Consider the following 20,992-nt stretch of genomic DNA (forward strand, 5'->3'; position numbering starts at 1 on the left):
AAAAAGGCCACTGTTGGCCTTTTTTTACTAAGCGTCTAAATTACTGGTTTTTAGCCATTCTAAAGCGGCAGTAGCATTTTCAAAGTATTGTATTTCACCCGACATAAACCAACTGCCTAACTTAGCTATGGTAGATTGCCACTCTTTATTGCCGTAAATCGCTATTTTTTTAAACTCTTTGTTGTGCTTTAAGCCAAGTTTTAAATCGTCCCAAGCAGCACGAAGCTCCCAACCATCTAACTCGGTGCCATCTATTAATACATTAACAATAGGATGTTTAACTTCGCCTAACGCTGAATCGATCATCGGGGTGATCACTTCATAGTCTTTGTGAGTTAAGGTACCAATTGCCTTAAGTGTTAAGAAAAACTCATTGCCTGAGCGCTCAATACCAATCGACAAACCATGTGTTAAATTAACCATAACTCAACCCTTGAATGAAAAGAGCTTAAATTATAGGCAATAGTTAAAAGCTTTTACTTGAAGCAGATCAAAAAAGTCACTTAATGCAGATTTATTTTTTGAGCTAATTATGTTTTTTTAACCGATTAACTTGGTTTTTTACATCGTTTAAATAGCCGGTTTTTATCCATACTCTTGCGCCATTGTTACCCGCTGTGGCGTTTATTTGGCTATTAACAGGAACTCTAAGCCAGCTGTGTTTTTCAAGTGTGTCGTTATGCTCTTGTAAAGTGCCATCCAAAACCAACAACTCAGCGCCACCACTCACCGTGAGCGCTAAAGATTGATTAGCATTAAACTGTACAATACTCACTGTTTCATACGTATCTTGATATAACAAAATGACATTTAGGTCATTAAACTCGGGGGTTTTCTGCCCTTGCATCTGCTGTGTGTGAATACACACGTGCTGGCGATCTTCTGGCTGAAACTGCCATAGTTTTACAAAAATAATACAACCGTCTTTTGAGCCAGGAGTATGCTTTGATTGTGGAGGATTACGAATATAGGTACCTTGTGGAAAGTCACCATGCTCATCTTGAAATACCCCATCAAGTACTAAAAACTCTTCACCGCCGGTATGTGTATGTGGGCTAAAGTGGCTGTTTGGCGCATAACGTACAATGCTAGTGGCACGAGCAACCTCGTCGCCCACTCTGTCAAGTGGACGTCTATCAACACCCGGCATGGGCGAAGCTATCCACTCAAGTGACTCACTATGCACCACCACACGTTGACTAAAGTCGGCAGCAATTTTCATATTTGACTCCAAATTATTAATTTATAACTAAACGCCAATACTTGGCTAAGGGTTTTTTGCCAAAAATGCCTCACTGCAGTATTCCCCATTTAATAAATCGACAGCAACAAACTCTACTTTTTCAGTCGGTTTTTTTTCAGCAAGTGCAATACGAGCCTGCAATGGGTTTGGGTAATTTTCTACGTCATAAATTTTCATAATGCTCTCTTATATTTTTAACGACAACTTAGGTTTATATTGGTAAACAGAAACTACCTACTGATAGGTAATTTATAGCAAGCGCTAAATGTTTGCAAACTAAAAACAAAAGAGCTTGAAAATAACTACCTACTGGTTGATAATTTTTTCAGATAACAGCAAGGAAATATCAAAATGAGTAAAAAAGCAGCCCTGCTACAAGCCGCAGAAAATAAAGTGCGACTGGGTGGTTATAGCAACTTTAGCTTTAGAGAACTTGCTACTGAGATTGGTATAAAAAGTGCCAGTGTGCATTATCACTTTCCAACGAAAGCTGATTTAGGCGCTGAACTCGCGCATCAATACACCGATGCCTTTATTGCAGTACTTGGCGATCCGAATGTACATAAAGCAAACGGTAAAAATCCCATCGATATTTACACTCAGTTATTTAGAAATGCGCTCGTGATAGACAAAAAGATGTGTTTATGTGGCTTACTCGGTGCAGAAAGCGACAGCCTACCCGATAAAGTGCGGGTTGAAGTTCAGCGGTTTTTTAATAAAAACTTAGCCTGGTTAACTCAAGCACATCAAATAAATGGAGAGCTTAATCCTGCTCGGGCGGCAATACAAACAGTCAGCTTATTAGAAGGGGCAATGATTATTAGTAAAACCCTAGATGATATCAGCTACTTCGAACAAGCGACTTTTTAGCGGTAGATAGTCAACATAAGTGGTTGGCGATCAGAAAGTTGATAAATCTATTAACCAAATTACTACTTGTTCAAGCATAAAAAAGCGAGCTTAAATAAAGCTCGCTTTTTGCATTAATAACTATGTAGTTTTAAGCTGGACGCGCTTTATGTTTTGAATGCACAAAAGCCAATACAATAAAGCCTACAACAGCAACCGCTACACCAATTGGTTTACCTAAATCACTTGATAAGTTTAATCCTATTGCCGCAGTCATTATGTATGACAGGGTCACAGCTGAAGCAATTACAGCAGGTATACTAGCAATCCAGTGGAATGTACCACGGTCAAATAAATACTTAGTAGCAAGCCATAAAACACTGGTAGAAAGCAGCATATTTGAAAACGCGAAGTAGCGCCAAATAACAGAGAAGTCGAGCTTAGTCATAAAGTAAGCAATGGTTAAAATTGGCAACGCTAACAACAAACGATTACGTAAACTTTGCGGAATACTAAACGCATCCACCATTGTTAGGCGCAGTGAGCGGAACGCCGTATCACCTGAGGTGATAGGGAAAACAGCAACAGCAATAATAGCCATAATACCACCAAATACACCTAAGTAGCTGTTTGCAATATGGTTAACCACTAAGCCTGGACCGCCTAAATCAAGCATCGATTTTAAACCCGCATAACCTTCTGGGAAGGCAGCAATACCAGCAAGCGCCCACACACAACCTACAATACCTTCGCACATCATCGCGCCATAATAAACCGGGCGTACATATTTTTCGTTAGTTAAACAACGAGCAATAATAGGTGCTTGCGTTGAGTGAAAACCACTAATGGCACCACAAGTAATGGTGATAAATAGCAACGGCCAAGTAGGCAGTCCATCAGGGTTTGGGGCTAAAAAGTCGTGAGCATGATCGGCTTCAAAATACGCTAAAAAGTCGCCAGCTACTGGTAAATGGGGTGCGTTGATTAACAGTGAGACTGCAATAGCAACTGTCATTACAATCATTAACAAGCCAAAAATAGGGTAAAACTTAGTGATGATTTTATCGATTGGTAATAACGTGGCTAAAAAGTAGTAAGCTAAAATAGCGAGAACCCAAAATGTATTACTAGCAAAAATGGTGCCTTCAAATGCATCTAAGTTACTCAATAATCCTGCAGGGCTCATAATAAACACTACACCAACAAAGAATAACAACATAGCAGTAAATATAAGCATAAAGCCTTTAAATACTACGTTGTAATAATGGCCTGCAATTTCAGGTAAACTTTTACCGTCTTCTTTAATACTCATTACGCCAGAGAAAAAGTCGTGTACAGCTCCACCTAAAACGTTACCAAGTACAATCCAAACCAGCGCTACTGGGCCATACAAGGCGCCAAGTATGGGACCAAATATGGGGCCTACTCCTGCAATATTCAAAAACTGAATTAAAAATGCACGAACAGGGTGAATAGCAACATAGTCAACACCTTCGCTAAAACGCTTCTGTGGTGTGTCTACTGTCGAGTCCATACCCGCTTGTTTTTCAACAAACGGGCTATAAAACTTATAGCCTAATATTAAAATAGTCAGGCAAATAAAAAAGATGATCATAAAGCACGCTTCTCTTTTTGTATGTGTGTATAGGGCACAGTATTGCAGCCCAAAATTTAAAATAACAATTGAACGTAGCATATGAAAAACCACGCAACAATGAGACGTTTGGCTAATGCGCTTACAAAATGAAATTTATTCGAAAAAATAAAACTAAGTAAAAGCTTACGTTACTCATAAAAACAGCATTAAAAGACGTTAAAAGTACTTATATTGCGACTAAAATCTATACGCCAATTTGCAATAATAGCTACACCTGAGTGATTAATTAGCCTACGATAAACATTATTACTACTTTAAATTTACTGCCTTTGCCCTACATGGCTTTGCCAAAAAACAAGGATGCCCTTAATGACACCGTTTACTACGCCCGATTTATACGATGAACATCGCGACCATGTGCAAGTTGCTGACAGTGGCTTGCAACACTTTGGTAATAAAACTCACTTTTATGGTCAAGTAGTGACCGTCACCTGCCCTGACGACAACTCATTTGCTGGTAACATACTGCATGAAAACGGTGAGGGAAAAGTATTGATTGTTGATGGTTTTGCCAGTAAACGTTTTGCCTTTATTGGCGATATGATTGCAGAGCGCGCACTAAAAAATGGCTGGCACGGCATAGTTATTAATGGTTGCTGTCGCGATATTGAAATTCTTGCCACACTTGATTTACCTGTAATGGCGCTAGGCGCAACACCGCGCTGTACCACTAAGCGCGGCTTAGGCGCTAAAGATCACCCGGTTAATATGTTAAACACTACAATTAATACCGGTGATTGGGTATATGCTGATGTAAACGGCTTAATAATTAGCTCTAAAGCGTTGTTTTAACCCCTCGTAATAGTCGTTAACAAAAAAGCAGCTCGAAAGCTGCTTTTTTAATTTATATGGTTTTTTAAAACCCAAATTCTCAGGTTAAAATTAAAGTGCTAACCATACATCGGTTGAACCAGGTTCGTTCCCTTGAGTCCACCATTTAGCTTGGTACTTATTACCTTGATAAGAAACTTCATCACCACTGTTATAAATAGCCGTTGGCTGCCAAACTGCGACACCCGTACCATCTGTAGGTTGTGTTGTTGCTTCCCATGCACCACCTAAATCAGGACGCTCGCCTTGAGTCCACCACTTTGCTTTATATTCAACGCCGTTATAAGTAACGACATCACCACCAACGTATGCAACACTCGCATCCCAGCTTCCTGTAGGTGGATTTGTAGTATCAACGTTTGTAACTGTTACGCTAAAGCTTTGCGTTGTGGTTAATGCGCCATCACTGACTGCAACAGACACTGTGAAGTCTGTATCGGTATCTACAGCGCCAGCCTCAATAGTTACGTTTGCATCACTGCCCACTAATGTTAAGCCTGCTGGTACTGTCCACGTATACGAAAGGGCGTCGTTTTGAGCATCATTAGCCACTACAGCTACACTTGCTGATGCGCCCTCTTCAACGCTGATATTAGCGATAGCATCAACGCTCGGTGCTGTGTTTTCGCCTCCTGATGTTGGCGCAATAACATTAACAACAACATCACGATTAACAGTTGCTTGACCATCTGATACCGCAACAGTTGCCACATACTGTGTATCTGCAGTCACTGTTGGCGCTGTAATGACTAATGATGCACTATTTTGTCCAGATACCACCAGTGCGCTATCAGCATTCCAGCTAAAGCTAAGTGGATCGTTATCTGCATCAGTTGCAGAAGCTGTTACTGTAATACTCTCGCCTGAATTAATAGACACTGATGAAGACACAGAAACAACTGGCTTTTTATTTGTTGGCGGAGCAACTACGCCCCCTAAACCATCATGCATAGCATTAAGAATATCACCATTATCCGCATCTATTTCCCATGCAAATAAACCACCTAAACTATACTGATTAACATACGCTCCTTTAGCCAGTACTGACTTACGGCTATCATAAGTAATTAGTTTACCGGTTGCACGATTCCATACATAAGCGGCTTGTGCTTGCTCATCATAACCCACTTCAAAACCATTAATACCGGTGCCCGCAGCACCAATCATATTGGCTTTAACGCCCTTGTAATCAATAACCCCATCTTCCCATACGCCTTGTGCCGTAGAGCCTTTTAACGGGCCATTACCAGGGGCAGTCATTGGGTTACCATCAATCGCTGCATTTTGCGGGTAAACACCTTCCCAACCACGGCCATACATAGCCGTGCCGACGACGATTTTTTTCGATGGTACATTTTGCGCAAGTAACAGCTGCACTGCATTATCGGTGGTATAAGCAGGGCCTTTACGAGGTTCACCATTATCATCAAGCCCGGTACCATTACATTGACCAGCACTCATATGTTCGCCACAGTAAAGTGCTGTTTGGTGACCGGTTACGTTACTCCATGCGCCATAAAAGTCATAGGTCATGGCAAAAATATAATCCATGTATTGGCTTGCGGCTTGGTAGTCTACATCTTCAATTTTATCGTAACCTGCACCAATGGCTGAGGTTAACTCGTAAGTACGACCTGTTTCTGCTTCTAGTTTATCAAGCATAGCGCGTAGCTCTTGCATTAGCGCCACATAGGCTGGGCCATCGTTGATTGGATCGCCAATGTCTGGGTTGGGGCCGTCACCACCTGGGAATTCCCAGTCAATATCTACACCATCGTAGAATTTCCATGTTCTTAAAAACTCTTCCATTGAGGCAACAAAGGTGTCGCGGTTAGCTTTATTGGTAAAGCCACCGAATGGGTCTGATAACGTCCAACCACCTACAGATGGTAAAATTTTAATATCTGGGTAACGCTGTTTAAGCGCCATTAGCTGAGAGTAAGTACCACGGATAGGGTCTTTTGCATCAACCCCTGGCAGTGCTTTTTGTACTGCGGCCCAAGGGTCGTGAATAACCACTTCGTAATCTGCAGAACCGGCACAAGCGGTTTCAAGTGCACGTTTAGGACCACCCGATAACGATGCGTTTTCACCACAAATTGGAATAAAACCATACAAAATATGACTCAGATTTTGTGCTGGCATATTCGTTACATCATAATCACGGCCATAAATTCCCCACTCCACAAAGTAAGCGCCTGTAACTAAACCTTGTTTGATACCAATGTCGCGGTTATTTGGGTCAACATCCATGGGTAATGGTGCTAGGTGTCCGCCGTCGGTGTCAGCAATTACAATTGGTTTGCCTGCACTGCGAGCACAGGTCGTGCCACCTTCACATAGCTCAACATACATTGTATGGCGGCCCGCTTTATCATAAGGGAATGTGATAGTGCCACTTTTAGAACCAGCAGCAAGCGTGCCCTCATTGACTAGCATGTCATCAAAATAGACTTTGTAGCTATCGCCACCATCACCACTCCATGCACTCCACTGAATGTTGATATTAACTTGTTCAACACGGGTAACTAGCTGCTTATAAGAGCCGTTTCCCTCAAGATCTACCTCAACAAACGAATATTGCTGTGGTTCCCAATTAATGCTTGGTGTAGACGGTGCAGCAGATGCTGTGCTTGCAAATAAAGCAACACCGATGGCTGCGCTTAGTTGTTTGATATTCATAGGTCTCTCTTATCCATTATTTATGTAATTATTTAATAAGTTTGAACTGCAAAACTTAGGCTTTATTAAAGTTTGGTCCATACATTGGCTTGCCCTGGCGTATCGCCCTGAGTCCACCATTTAGCGCGATAGCGCTGTCCTTGATACGTTACTTCTGCGCCAGCTTGGTAGGCTTTGCTGGTATTCCAAGTGGCTGCTGTGTCAGCTTTCGAGGCTGATTCCCATGCCGCTGAGGTATCTGGTTGTTGGCCTTTGTTCCACCATTTAGCGGTGTAAATCACGTTAGCAAAACGGGCTTTATCGTTTGCTTGATAGATCTGAGTGCTGTCCCATTCAGGTACTGTTGGATCAACAGGGTCAACCGGATCGACCACAGGTACATCGTTAACCGTGACACTAAAACTGGTTTGGGTACTTAATTGACCATCCGATACAGATACTGCAATGGTGTAATCGGTGTTTGCTGATACCTCTGCAGTGGTTAAGTTGATGTTGGCACCAGAGCCTGTAAAGCTTAGCGGTGTAGGTACTGTCCAGCTGTAAGTTAGCTCACTTTGCTCATCATCAAAGGCATGCAGATGAATTGCTGTTGTGGTGTTTTCATCAACTACTAGGTTATCTGGGGTGTGTACAATGGGTGCGGTGTTTGTTGGCGCACCTTGCACACTCAAGGCATAGGTATAATTTGCATCGCTGCTATACACTTGGTTTATCAGTACGTCGGTTGCATCAAACGTAATGTCGCCCGCTTGGTTTTGCACCCCAATTTGCACTAAATGCGCGTAATCAAGGTTAAGTTGTTCAGCCAATGCTTGTTGCCAATTTGCTTGATTGTCGGCATTGATTTTAAGCTGTTGGTTGATTACCTCTTGGCCTGTTTCGTCAAATAATCGCGCCCATACGATGTCGCCTGCAATGGCATTTTGCCCTTGGCGAACAAAATAACCGACGCTAGTCCACGAATTTGGATCAGTCGGGCCTGCGTCATTTACTATGTTGATGTCGCTACAGTTATAAAAGCCTTCACCAACCACATCATTACGTTGCCAACGGCTATATAAAATGGCCTCGCCGCTACGGTCTTGCGGAATTGCAACACTCATTTCGTAGTAGCGTTTACCATCAGGGTCTTTAACAACCTCAATGTTGTCGTGCTCTTGCACTAGCTGTAAGTCTTGCCAGGTTAGTACGTCAGTTGCGCTATTGAAGCTTGGCTTGGTAATGTAAAACTGCCAAAAGCTTGGGTTGTGAGGGGTTGATGCAAGGTAACGTATTTGAATATCACCATTGGCATTGGGCACTACATTGCTGCGCTGCCAATGTGGTGATGGTAAATCCATACCCCGTTTGGCTGTATCGCCACCAGCACATAAAGTGCCGTTTGGTACATTGGCCTCAACTGCAGTTTGATTTAAATAGTCAGGAGTATTAACTGAAAATTCAATGGCTTGTACAAACTGCACCGTGCCCGATTCTAAATATGCGGCTCGACACGCAAGGTTAGGAATATTTGTGCCGTCTTCAGGCCACCAGTACCCGCCATCAACCTGACAAATTGCTTGGCGCGCTTTAGGGCTATCCATATAACCATGTGCTTGCACTTGCGGTGCTAGTGTACTGAGTAGTAAACCACTGGTAATTGCAGATAGCGTAATCGTGTTAAGTTTAATTGATGCCATTATTTTATCCTTTATAAGACTCAATACATGGGGCAAGCTCAGGCCTACCCCTCATTGTTTTGTAAATTACAGGCTACAACTTAAGATCCAATCAGCTGTTACACCCGGCTCAGAGGTTGTCCACCATTTGGCTTTGTACACTGCATTGTTATGCACCATTAGATCGCCGCCAGCAGCATGGCTTGGGTTGCCCGCCCAGTCAGTTTGAGGAAAGTTTGGATAAGCAGGTATCGTGGCTATATCAACTCCTTCACACGTACCTACAGGGTCACCTCCTCCGTTATCTGGATTGCCCGTACCATCACCCGGTGTTGCATCTGGTAGCATTGGGTATTCAGCTTTGAATGCGTAAGTTTTTCCATCTTTTTCAATGGTAAAGTTGCTAGGCCCAGTGATTGGCATGTAGTACATCACTTGTGCATTCACAGTTGCACCAGCGCTAAAGTCTTTTGGCTGACCACCCCACTCATTGTTTAATGTGATTGAGAAACGGTGAAACTCGTTCTCATAACCACCAATGTTGTTACCGGCTGCGTTCGAGCCATTTACTTCTACAGCCATGCCCAGTTTTTCTTGTGCATTCCAGTTAGATTTAAAAATAGCGGAAGTTGATACCGGCACATCAAATGAGATTTTTGCACCACTTAAATCAAGACTTGAGTTATTAGTAAATGCAAACGTTGGGCTGATTGGGTAATTATCATCACCAATTGGGAAGTCTTTTGCTGTAAATTTGATATCTACGGCTTCAGCAGGCACTGTGAAGTTTGGATTTCCGCCATGTACATCATATGCAACACCGCTTTGATTAAACTTATCGTATGCTAATGAGGTTAATGTAGAACCCATGAAGTACTCGCCTTTGGCTGAGTTATAGTCAAAGTCACCTGCCAGCTCCCAGAACATGATACCGCCAAGACCATTGTTGATAACGTAATCAACTTTTGTTGCCATCGACTCTTCATCTTCTATCGAGAGGAATACTTTTTTATCTGCGTTCCATAACCAAGGTGCAACGGCAACGCTGTCATAGTGACGAGTATAAGTACCCGTTAAGCGGTCATCAGCGTCTGTATCAGGTGTTAAGCCATACACGCCTAAATACGAGCCAACAATACCGTTTTCAAGGTTTTTAACATGCCATAATGGGTTTGAACCAGCTGGCATTTCTTGGCCTGCATCGTTCTTATCATGCCAAAGGTTATCAATGCCTAACGCACCATTACCGCATTTGTTTTTCTCACCTACGCCGGTACCTTTAGCGCAATCAGCTTGATTTGGTAGCGCCGCTTGGCCCCATAAACCGTTTGTTCCGCCTGATACATCCTTAAAACCACGGGTGTAATAAGGTAAACCAATATTGATTCGACCCGCTGACATCGCACCACGGAAGTAACGCACTGCCCAATCAGTATTTAAATACCCAATGCCTTCAAACTCTTTGGTGCCGTATACATTCCATTGCGCAAGCTCTGAGTCTAACCCAGTATCAAATAATGCCGCGTTGTGACCTACGTGCGAGTTCCATGCGCCATGTAAGTCATAAGACATGATATTTACATAATCAAGGTATTGAACCGCTTGGAAGGTTTCCATACCGCGCAGTAAATAACCTGAAGAAGGCGATGCAATCGTGAGTAAATAATGCTTACCCGCAGCTTCACCTGCACGGTCTAGCTCTTCACGTACTTTTTTCATTAGCACTTGGTATGAGGCATTTAAACCACCACGACGTGCATTAGAAATTGGGAAGTCATCAGGGTGGCCTGAGTCATTCATTGATGATGGGTATTCGTAATCAATATCAACACCATCAAAGCCATATTTTTCAATAAACTCAACTGCACTTTGGGCAAATGCATTGATACCTGCATGGTTAACTGAACCATCAGCATTGGTGGTCATGGTGTAAAAACCACCGCTTGCAACACGGCCTGTTTCATCAAAGTAACCACCGGTTTCAGCCCAACCGCCCACAGATATGAGTGTTTTTACATCTGGGTGTTGTTTTTTGTATTTGTTTAACAGGTTAAAGTGACCTTTGTAGTTAAACTCTGGGTCCATTTCAGCGCCAACTACGCCCGGCCATTCCATATTAGTGGCAGGGTTATTTACTGAAGTAGGATCGCCAATAGATACTTTGTTGTTTGCATCAACATGGGCAAATGCATAGTTGATGTGGGTGATTTTATCCCACGGAATATCGTTCACTAAATAACTGGGTTGACCATTAGCGCCATTACGCCAGCTAGTAAAGTATCCAATTACACGGCGCGGATGATCTGGGCCCATGATCTCACGGCCATCAGCGTCATAAATCGTACAGTAAGGCGTGTTTACACCGGGAGTTTGATATAAACCTTGGGGACGACAGTCAGTGCCCGTAACTGGGCCGGTATTTTCATCAACAACCGTTAATACTTTTGTTACTTGCGCTGTTGCACCGTCGTTATCTGTCACCGTTAGGGTGAAAGTTGCCTGACCAAGTGCCGTTGCTTGCCATGCAAAACTGCTCGCTGGTGAGCTTGATTGATGAACATCCACCCCGTTTGCTGCAAAGCTCAGAGCCGTTACTTGGCCATCACTATCAGTTCCAGAAAGTGCAAACACCACCTGCGAACCAACAACCAGTTGATCCGGTAGCGTGCTAAATGAAATAGCGGCAACTGGTGCTTGATTAACAGGGTCAACAATCACTGAATCACTTACACTTATCGTATTAACAACTTCAGCAGACATCGCTCCTTCATCGTCTGTTGCTACAGCACTAATTTGATGTTCGCCCGCAATAGCTTGCCAGTTAACACTAAACGGCGCAGTGTTATCAACCGCAATGGAAGTACCGTCTATAAAAAACTCCACACCTGCAACCGAGCCATCTGAATCAGTTGCTTGCGCCAAAATGACAACGCTGTCTTTATCATTAAATAAAGAACCATTCCCAGGTGTTATCTCAGTAATTATAGGCGATTGATTATCATTGACAGCGCTGTCACATACATCCAAAAGTAACCAGTCTTGATATTGACCTGCATTCTCCAAAGGATTGGCTTGTGTCCACCACTTGGCTTCATAGGCATTATTTTGTGCCTTAACTTGGCTTCCTGCTGTATGAGTTTGCCCTAACTCCCATGCCGTTAATGTACTGCAATCAGTTGATGCGTATACATTTAAACTAAATGCACTTAGAGGTAAGGCACTTAATTTGAAGGCATTTTTTATTATTTTCCGTGAGCTCATTTGCTCCTCCGCTTAGTGTGTTAAGAAATGCTATTGTCAGTTTCCATTTATGAAACTAGCATGAACAAAGTAAATATCAAGTAAATAAAGTGTAATTAATGAACAAAAAAAGTATTAATTAACTAATTAATAATATAAGACTAGTTATTTATACGTATAAAAATCCATTCATATACTAAGCTCAAATAAATGACACTTATCAATCGAGCATAAAAAAGCCCAGAAAACTGGGCTTAGTTTACATTAGGAATGTATGTTCTGTTTAATTAAATGAAACCGTAATAATATTCGAGCATACGTTTTCAGAAACACATAACTGATAGTCGTATGCAGGTAATGTTGCGTTACGAACGTAGTCACGGTAACGACCATTGTCTGATACGGTGCCTACTAGTTCACCATTTCGGTATAAGCTAAGTGACTCAGCACCCACTTCTTCCCAGTTTAACTCTACACGCATTGTATCAAGGCGTGACTTATTAGCGCGTTTTAGACTCAACTCAATTTCAACATCACTTACAACAACTGTTTGTGTGAATGTATCTGAGTTGTTTTCACTATCTGTTACAGTTAGTTCAACTTCATAACTACCTGATTCAGCGTAGGCATGAACAGGGTTTGCATCAGTTGAAGTTGCACCGTCACCAAAGTCCCAGCTCCACTGTGAAATATCATCATTTGCATCACGACTTGTATCTACAAATGTGGCTGTAAGGCCTTGCGTATCAACATCAAAACCAGCGCGAGGAGGTTGTGGGCTTACTTCACCAATAGCACTAAATTTAAGTGACCAACCATTTATTGTGCCGGTATCTGAGCCTGCAGTATCTTCAACATGAAGTGTCCAATCACCTGTTGCAACTTCCCCGTTAAATGCACTTGAAGTAAATGCTTTAACAATATCATCTTGACTACCGCCCTCATTGCTTTGCAGTGTCACTTCATTACCTTGCGCTGAAATAAGTGTAAGTACTAAATCACCTGACCAAGTATGCGAAATGTCTACATCAGCAGTGGTACCAAAAATAGTTAAATCATCGGCCACTGTTATGACAGAGCTTGCACCTTCCGGAGAATTATCTGGAATCGCAACACTTTCATCACTAGTGTAAGTAAAGTCATTCAAACCAGCAGGTTGCAACATTAAGCTTACTGTTTGCTCTTTAACTTGCTCGTCTGTTGTCGCGGTTACAGTAAAGTCATAATTCCCCCACTGAGTTTCGCTATTAGTTGCCACTGTAAGTACAACTTCATCACCTGGACGAGCAGTAGTTGCGCTTAGTGATGCATCAGCAAGATCAGCAGCCAAAGCCAGTGAAACATCGCCATCCCATTGTGCAATTGAACCAATCGTAAAGGTATAAGTGACTGTATCACCTACAGTTGCTTGCTGAGAAACAGGCGATACAGATAATTTAAACCCAGGAGTTGGATCAGCATCTATCAGTGCTTGGTTTATATTTAGGCGTGTACCTGCAACCGTTTTACCATTTAATGCCGCATTAGCATCACCACTAGACATAAGTAATTCTTTAAGCTCTAGTGTTGTTAAATCAGGATTAACTGACAGTACAAGTGCAGCAGCACCGGCTACATGTGGCGTTGCCATTGATGTACCAGAGTAACTTGCATAGCCGCCACCAGGAATGGTTGATAAAATCGCACTACCTGGCGCGCCCATATCAACACTGGTTAAACCCCATTGTGAAAAACCAGACATATTGTCGCGACTATCTGTGCTTGCAATAGATAATACATTATCATTTTCATAATTAGATGGGTAATGAGGGTTTACATCGTTGTCTACCGCATCATTACCAGCAGCAGCTACAAATAAAATATCAGCTTCTTCACTGGCAGTAATCGCATCAGCAAGTGCTTGGCTATAACCACCACCGCCCCAGCTATTGTTTAATACACGAAGGTTAACACCTGAGTTTTTAAGGCCTACCATGTAGTCAATACATTTAATAGCGCCAGATGTAGAACCTGTACCATCTGCAGCTAAAAACTTACAACCTGCAATAGATACATCATGGTTTACACCTACAATTCCCACACCATTGTTACCACTGGCACCAATTGTACCTGATACATGTGTACCGTGGCCTTCGTCATCCATTGGGTCGCCAGCATCGGTAATCGCGTTAATACCGTGCACGTCATCAACATAACCGTTACCATCATTATCGATACCATCGCCAGCAATTTCACCGCTATTTACCCACACATTCGCAGCTAAATCAGGATGACTATAATCTACACCGGTATCAATAACACCTACAACAACATCACGGCTACCAGTTGAAATTGACCATGCTTCTGGTGCATCAATATCAGCATCAGCAGTGCCACCAGTTTGGCCTTCATTATTTAAGCCCCATAAATCTTCAAAGCGAGGATCGTTTGGTGTTGCTGCAATGCTCACACGATAGTCAGGCTCAACATACTCAATAGCTTGATGAGATTTTAAGCGCTCAATAGCTTCTTTAGCACTCATTCCAGATATTTTAAATTTAGCAAGGCGACCAGAAAATAACGAAGTGAAGTTATCATCAACTTCATCGCTGTTTAAATCTGATATTTTTGCTTTAACTAACGAACGAGCTTGCTTACGCATCTCCGGCGAAGCATTCTTTTTATATTTAACAATAATCGAGTCACTGCTCGCAGTTACTTTTTGAGTTGTACTGCTAACATCAGGCAATTTAGCCGCAGCTAAACAAGGTAATAGTGCAAGTGTAATAATAGATAATTTTGTTTTCATTGTTCTATCCGTAATTAAGTTAACTTAGCTGTACTAAGTAGAAAATTTACGTCTAAGAATTTAAGAAATCACGTGGCAAGCTTTAAGAAAACGGCTAAATAACGACTAACTCAAGTAAAAAAAGCAAAACAAGGTACAAAACCATCATTTTTAACTAGAAATATAGCGATAAAAACATAAAAAACATCCATTTTAATGAGCAAAACCCATAAACTTTAACATGCCATTAACCCATTATTTTTTACTAGATTTTACTGTAAATTTAATTCAACCCCAAAATAACACTTCAAGACATTGAAAATAAAGTACTTTAAATACCATTAAAAAAGATGATTCAAAATAAGTTCATTGAAGAATACAGTGATTGAGCAGTTATGAATTAGGTAACGGTAAATTTACTTATTAAGTACAAAAAGCCGGTTTCTACTTTCATAATTAAAACGCACCTTACGTTTAAGAATAAAAAAGTTAATCACACATTATCACAGCACGGCATGCTGTAACGACAAACACCTTATTAAAACTCAATAAATAATCAAGGTGTTTAATTTTGTATTTCAAGGAGAATAATAATGAGACTAAATAAGTCAATTCTTAGCTGTGCTATTGCAATAGCAATGGGATCAAGCTTTGCTGTTCACGCCAACACGGCAGATAAAAATGTATCGACCTCACCTTTAAGCGCACAAGTTTCAATTCAAAGTGATTCAAACTCAATTACTTTAGAGCAAGTCCTTAACAATAATACTGCGGTGCTCATGCAAGACGGTGACAGTAACACCATGATTGTAGAAACCGTTGGTGAAAACAATACAAATGAAGTCACCCAATTACAGTTTGGCAATTACACTAAAGTAACGACCGTTGGCGACAATAACGATCAAGCCTATTTTCAAGATGGTACTGCAAATGGCGCATTAACAGAGGTTACAGGTAATAATAATAATGTTTACGTTAGCCAAAACGGTCAAGGCTTTTTAGTTAACAACGAAGCTATTAATATTGTAACTGGCGATGATAACTACGTTGAAGTAGAGCAAGGCTCTGGTGGACATTGGTTTTACAACATGGACATGCAAGGCAATGCCAATGAAATTACTGCTTTTCAAAGCGGTGAATGGAGTGAAGCCGAAGTATCAATGCTAACCGGTGATGATAATTTAATATACCTTAGCCAAGCAGGCTTCTGGAACACATTTAAAGTTACTTCGCTACAAGGCAATGATAACGAAATTGATGTTGTGCAAGAAGGTGACAGAAATGCGGTCACTTTTAATAATATTTCAGGTGATGTTAATGAAATTCTCGTTGAGCAAGAAGGCAATACAAATGCGGTTGCCTTCACTGATGTAGTCGGCAGTGAAAACAGCATTGATATTGACCAAGAAGGTACTGATAACGTAGCCGATTCGGCTTTGTTCGAAGGCCAAGGTAATGAAGTTGAAATTACCCAAGTTGATACTGAGAACATGGTTACTGCAGAACTTATTGGTGACAATAATGAGTTAAAAGCAAACCAAAATGGTGCATCTAACGAAGCATACATGGGTGTATTAGGCTCAAATAACGAATTTGATATTAATCAAATGGGAAATTTAAATTCAGCGCATTTAGCTAACTTTAATGGCTCAGACAATGACGTTAATCTAACTCAAGCCGGTGATGAGAATGCAATTTTAGTTCAGTCTTCTTACCCGAATATGGCATTAACGTCTAACAATAATGATATCGATATTAACCAAACTGGTAATCAAAACGAAGCAATCGTAACTCTTGCTGGTATCTTAGATAGTAACTCAAACCAAATTGATATTGCCCAAAATGGCGACATCAACCTTGTGGATATGATGGTTGAAGGAAATGGTCATAGCGTTGATATTTCACAAGAAGGTATTGGAAACTGGGTTATTGGAACTGATGATTCAGCATTTTTACTCGGTGGTGAAAATGTAGCATTTAATGTTACTCAAACTGGTAATGATAATATTGTTGAAGGCGCTGTTATTGGTTTTAATAGCACTGTTTCTGTTACTCAATTGGGTGATGGCAATACAACAACAATTACACAAATGTAATTGATAAATGAGAGGGAGATTGACTCTCCCTTTTTTTCTTTATGATAAAAACAAAACACACCTACTTACTTGCCGTTTTACTCTTTTGTTCACCAGTGGTAACGGCTGCTGATGACCTAGAGATAGATGGTTTATTGCTCGATCGTAGTATTAGTCGCTTTGGTCATCAGTTTTATTACGAATTTTCTAATTACTGGCGAGATCTCCCCTCTACCGCTGGCTTTAATATAGAGATTAAAGAAACCGTCATTCCAAAAGCAGGTACGAAATTAACCTTAATAATGAATAATCAAGTTGTTTATGCAACATACTTAGGGCGAAGACTAGAGCCACTTGATGAACGTGTAGAACAAGCTGTTTACACAGTTATAGACGCCATGGCGCGTTCCAATATGAAAGTCTCCTCTCCTGATATGGCATTAAATGGATGGTAAAAATGAAAAAAATAGCATTAACAATAATAACAACTTTAAGCTTTTCAGTCTCCGCTACTGAAATTATTTATACCCCTATTAACCCGAGCTTTGGCGGTAATCCACTCAATGCCAATATGTTACTTAGTAAGGCACAAGCACAAAATAAACATAGAGCACCGGTTGTCGAAAAAGGATACGCTGAGCAATTTCAAGACTCATTAGAGCGAACATACTTAAACCGTATGGTTAGAGAAATAACAGATATGGCCTTTGGCGAAAATATTGAAGACAGTATTTTTAACCAAGACTCTATATTTATGAGTGGTGATTATCAAATAGAAGTCATCACCAGCACAACCGACACAATCACTGTAAAAATAACAAACATAATTGATGACTCTGTGGTGATCATTGAAGTTCCGAGGTTTGGATAATGTATAAAGTAATTATAATAACAATCGCTCTTTCTCTTAGTGGTTGCTCTACTATGGGTAATTTAATTCCTCCGTCAAAACAAAGTGCGGTAACGTTAGAGCCAACAGATGTTTTTTCTGATTTAAAAAGCTTACCTAAACCTGCGGGTAGCATTCCAGTTTCGGTTTATTCATTTCGCGATCAAACCGGTCAATATAAACCACAGACTAATGTTAGCTCGTTTTCAACGGCCGTCACTCAAGGTGCAAACTCTATTCTAGTGCAAGCATTACATGAGTCTGACTGGTTTACGCCGGTTGAACGTGAGGGTTTGCAAAATATTTTGACTGAGCGAAAAATTATTAGAGCGGCACAAGCGACTAACCCTAATCAGGGCGAGCTACCGCCATTAACCACCGCTAAGATTATTTTAGAAGGTGGCATTATTAGCTACGATACCAATGTAAAAACTGGCGGATTAGGGATGGAATACTTTGGTATTGGTGCCTCTGAGCTATATCGTGAAGATGCAATCTCAATTTATTTGCGCGCAGTCGATGTAAGAACTGGCCAAGTACTATTATCAGTAGCGACCAGCAAAAAAGTATTGAGCCAAGAAATGCGAGCAGGCTTCTTTAGATATGTTAGTTACAAACGTTTAGCCGAAGCCGAGGCTGGATTTAGTGATAACGAACCTATGAGTATTTGCGTGACACAAGCCATAGAAAAAGCGCTTACTGATTTAATTACTAAAGGCATAGATCGAGGACTTTGGGCTAAAAAACAAGCTTAAAAAATAAAAGGCTATACATATAGCCTTTTCATTTAATTATCTAATGGAAGTAATACCGAAATATAGCGCTGTGCCCAATTTGCAAGCTCTATACGGTTACGCGATTGAGTCTTTTTAAACGCACTATAAAGGTGGGTTTTCACTGTGTGATCACTAATATTGAGTTTGTTCGCTATTTTATCGTTACTCGCACCCTGCGCTATTAATTGAATTACCGATTTTTCGCGTTTGGTTAAGTTTTCGTAATCCGATTTACTAAGTACTATGTCATCGTGCAATAAATTGTTAGATGAAGCTGCATTTAATATATCTTTGAATGCACCTGAAATCACTTTACGAGTAAACCATAGTTCTCCATCGGTTATTCTTACAAGCCCCTTAAAAATATCCTCCGCAGCATCTGAGCTATAAAAAACACCATTGAAGTGGTTTAATAATAAATTTTTCTCACATACAGCATTTGGCTCAACGTTAAATAAAATCACCTTATGTTGCTTAGCTAAACAGATTAATTCGGCAGGAATTAATGAGTGCCAATCTTTATCAGCACCATCGATGAGGAACAACTCAACATTGTCACGTTGCCCAGCTTTAGGAAGCGCATCATCCATTTTAATCTCTTTAAATAATGCATTTAAAGTACTTAAAACCGTAGTATAGCTAGCTGCATAAGCAGAAGATTTAAACGTTGTTTTAATAAAAGCAAATTTCTTATTTAACATAAATTTCATCCCTGAAACACTTATGTCACATTACCTAAATCAGCCACAAAATACAATGCTCTTTTGGTATAAGATTAGCAGAGTGAATCCCTATAAAGCAGTTAAGGCAAATTAACTTTTAGTGAGCATATAAAAGCGCAATGTTACACCGTTAGTCCAACCAAATCCTTGTTGTACTTGATATTCCCCCCCGCTGGCTTTTTTTTGCGGTGTGCATACATTATATTTTTCGAGCAAGCATTTATTTTCAATAAAATCTTGTTCTACCATTGTTAGCCAGTTTTTCATTATGCGTGTAGCTAATTGTTCAATACCATAATTACGCAAGCCTTTTACCGCAAACCATTGTAATGGAGCCCAGCCATTCGGGCTGTCCCATTGCTGTGGAGTATCAACAACAGTGGTTACAATGCCGCCTGCTTTTAAAAACTGCTCGCTCAATACGTTTGCAACCAGTTCAGCTTGCTGTTGCGAGGCTAAATTAACAAAAAGCGCGGTACTTGCCGCTGCACTTAAAATAGCAGACGGCTTAGATAGCTTATGATTATAATCAACAAAAAAACGCTTCTCATTGCTCCAAAGATATTGATTAATAAGCGACTTTCTTTTTACAGCATAGTTGCTGTACGTTTGTGATTGTTGCTCATTGCCAAGCAATTTAAAACATTCACTAAGCTGATTTTCTAAATTGTACAGTAGGCAATTTAGATCTATAGGTACAATATCTGTCGTTTGAATTGAGCTTAGTAAGTTTGACTCGGCTAACCAGCGCGAGCTAAAGTCCCACCCAGATTCGCACGCAGCACGAATATTACGATAAAACTCAGGTTTTTTATCATTACTAAATCCTGATGCAAGCGCTAAGTCTTCTCTTAATGACTCTGCGCGAGGAGCCGCCTCATCATCCCAATAGCGATTTAATACCCCACCACATGGCATTGTTACTACGCGTTTTACACTTGTTTGCGCATCATCGAGTGTACCTGCTCCTTGCATCCAAAATGCGTGCTCTTTTATTAAAGCTTCAACACACAATTTAAGCCAAGCTAAATTATGTGTTTTACTGTGTGTGTGCTGCCATAAAAGCTCAACCATCAGCGCTAAAATAGGCGGTTGTGAACGCGATAAATAATAACTGCGGTTACCATTGGGAATACAGCCGTAATCATTAATTAAATCTATAAAATTCTGTAGCATGTCTTCTACTACATCACTTTTATCTGCATCAATTAAACCCAGCGCAGTAAAATAACTATCCCAATAATAAATTTCTTGAAAACGTCCACCAGGTACAATATAGCTGTGCTTTAAAGCGAGTAAAGAATTAGCTTTGGGTGTATCGGCTTCACGTCGAAGGCCGCTCCACAGTGAGTTTATGTAGCCTTTTACACTGGTGGTATTTGCAGCCGCTTTCATTGTTAATAAAGGCGTTGTTATAAAATGCGCATCAACAAAGTCTCTTAATTGAGCTTTATCAAGGGGTGCTATTTGCTCATACTGTATACAGGCACTTTGCCAATCAACACGCGCAGTTGCATCTGCAAACGTTTTACAGTCGCTAAATATGTGCTGTGTTTGTACATCTTTAAATAATTGGCTATTAAAAAAACTCATAACTGTCCTA

Annotated in this window: 15 protein-coding genes and 1 pseudogene; 6 read left to right on the forward strand and 10 right to left on the reverse strand. The window is 40.7% G+C overall.

Annotated features, from left to right (window positions below; genetic code table 11):
- Nucleotides 1–27: 27 nt before the first annotated feature.
- From ACNSN3_RS16345 to ACNSN3_RS16355, 3 genes and pseudogenes are all read right to left on the reverse strand, one after another.
- The gene (locus ACNSN3_RS16345; RefSeq protein ID WP_075170008.1) at nt 28–423 is read right to left on the reverse strand and encodes an STAS/SEC14 domain-containing protein; all 396 of its coding nucleotides are present in this window, start codon (nt 421–423) and stop codon (nt 28–30) included.
- Nucleotides 424–526: 103 nt separating this feature from the next.
- Nucleotides 527–1,222 (reverse strand): cupin domain-containing protein, encoded by a 696-nt coding sequence (locus tag ACNSN3_RS16350; protein ID WP_418609653.1) that lies wholly within the window; start codon nt 1,220–1,222, stop codon nt 527–529.
- Nucleotides 1,223–1,270: 48 nt separating this feature from the next.
- Nucleotides 1,271–1,420, reverse strand: a pseudogene (locus ACNSN3_RS16355) (glutathione S-transferase); the annotation flags it as partial.
- Between the two features lie 174 nt (nt 1,421–1,594).
- Between ACNSN3_RS16355 and ACNSN3_RS16360 the strand changes: the two are divergent.
- Nucleotides 1,595–2,113 carry a TetR/AcrR family transcriptional regulator gene (locus ACNSN3_RS16360; RefSeq protein ID WP_010389306.1) on the forward strand — a complete coding sequence of 173 codons (519 nt, stop codon included), beginning with the start codon at nt 1,595–1,597 and terminating at the stop codon, nt 2,111–2,113.
- A gap of 130 nt (nt 2,114–2,243) precedes the next feature.
- Here the strand turns inward: ACNSN3_RS16360 and ACNSN3_RS16365 are convergent, their stop codons facing one another.
- On the reverse strand, nt 2,244–3,707 hold the full coding sequence (locus ACNSN3_RS16365) for a carbon starvation protein A (RefSeq protein WP_076918827.1): 1,464 nt from the start codon (nt 3,705–3,707) through the stop codon (nt 2,244–2,246).
- Nucleotides 3,708–4,058: 351 nt separating this feature from the next.
- On the opposite strand from ACNSN3_RS16365, the gene ACNSN3_RS16370 reads away from it, so the two are divergent.
- On the forward strand, nt 4,059–4,541 hold the full coding sequence (locus ACNSN3_RS16370; RefSeq protein WP_418609656.1) for a putative 4-hydroxy-4-methyl-2-oxoglutarate aldolase: 483 nt from the start codon (nt 4,059–4,061) through the stop codon (nt 4,539–4,541).
- Nucleotides 4,542–4,631: 90 nt separating this feature from the next.
- Here the strand turns inward: ACNSN3_RS16370 and ACNSN3_RS16375 are convergent, their stop codons facing one another.
- From ACNSN3_RS16375 to ACNSN3_RS16390, 4 genes are all read right to left on the reverse strand, one after another.
- On the reverse strand, nt 4,632–7,262 hold the full coding sequence (locus ACNSN3_RS16375; protein ID WP_418609658.1) for a glycosyl hydrolase family 18 protein: 2,631 nt from the start codon (nt 7,260–7,262) through the stop codon (nt 4,632–4,634).
- Nucleotides 7,263–7,327: 65 nt separating this feature from the next.
- A complete protein-coding gene (locus tag ACNSN3_RS16380; RefSeq protein WP_418609660.1) occupies nt 7,328–8,941 on the reverse strand; it encodes a lytic polysaccharide monooxygenase in 1,614 nt (537 codons plus the stop codon).
- A 66-nt stretch (nt 8,942–9,007) separates the two neighbouring features.
- Nucleotides 9,008–12,181, reverse strand: a complete 3,174-nt coding sequence (locus tag ACNSN3_RS16385; protein WP_418609662.1) for a glycosyl hydrolase family 18 protein — start codon at nt 12,179–12,181, stop codon at nt 9,008–9,010.
- 262 nt (nt 12,182–12,443) lie between these two features.
- A complete protein-coding gene (locus tag ACNSN3_RS16390; RefSeq protein WP_418609664.1) occupies nt 12,444–14,948 on the reverse strand; it encodes a S8 family serine peptidase in 2,505 nt (834 codons plus the stop codon).
- 572 nt (nt 14,949–15,520) lie between these two features.
- Here ACNSN3_RS16390 and ACNSN3_RS16395 point away from each other — a divergent pair.
- From ACNSN3_RS16395 to ACNSN3_RS16410, 4 genes are read left to right on the forward strand one after another with little or no spacing between them, the layout of a single operon-like run.
- Nucleotides 15,521–17,023, forward strand: coding sequence for a curlin (locus tag ACNSN3_RS16395; RefSeq protein ID WP_010389315.1), 1,503 nt, complete (start codon nt 15,521–15,523; stop codon nt 17,021–17,023).
- A 41-nt stretch (nt 17,024–17,064) separates the two neighbouring features.
- Nucleotides 17,065–17,457 (forward strand): curli production assembly/transport protein CsgE, encoded by a 393-nt coding sequence (locus ACNSN3_RS16400; protein ID WP_010389316.1) that lies wholly within the window; start codon nt 17,065–17,067, stop codon nt 17,455–17,457.
- Nucleotides 17,451–17,873: a curli assembly protein CsgF gene (locus tag ACNSN3_RS16405; protein WP_010389317.1), complete on the forward strand. Its 423-nt coding sequence runs from the start codon at nt 17,451–17,453 to the stop codon at nt 17,871–17,873. The genes ACNSN3_RS16400 and ACNSN3_RS16405 overlap by 7 nt, the downstream gene beginning before the upstream one ends.
- Nucleotides 17,873–18,646: a CsgG/HfaB family protein gene (locus ACNSN3_RS16410; RefSeq protein ID WP_138569882.1), complete on the forward strand. Its 774-nt coding sequence runs from the start codon at nt 17,873–17,875 to the stop codon at nt 18,644–18,646. The genes ACNSN3_RS16405 and ACNSN3_RS16410 overlap by 1 nt, the downstream gene beginning before the upstream one ends.
- 32 nt (nt 18,647–18,678) lie before the next feature.
- On the opposite strand, the gene ACNSN3_RS16415 is transcribed toward ACNSN3_RS16410, so the two are convergent.
- Complete coding sequence (locus ACNSN3_RS16415; protein ID WP_418609667.1) at nt 18,679–19,368, reverse strand: response regulator transcription factor; 690 nt, start codon at nt 19,366–19,368, stop codon at nt 18,679–18,681.
- Between the two features lie 111 nt (nt 19,369–19,479).
- Nucleotides 19,480–20,982 carry an alpha,alpha-trehalase TreF gene (gene treF / locus ACNSN3_RS16420; RefSeq protein WP_418609668.1) on the reverse strand — a complete coding sequence of 501 codons (1,503 nt, stop codon included), beginning with the start codon at nt 20,980–20,982 and terminating at the stop codon, nt 19,480–19,482.
- Nucleotides 20,983–20,992: the final 10 nt, after the last annotated feature.

The organism is Pseudoalteromonas sp. US3C1004, assembly GCF_048401065.1.
Lineage (GTDB): Bacteria > Pseudomonadota > Gammaproteobacteria > Enterobacterales > Alteromonadaceae > Pseudoalteromonas > Pseudoalteromonas undina.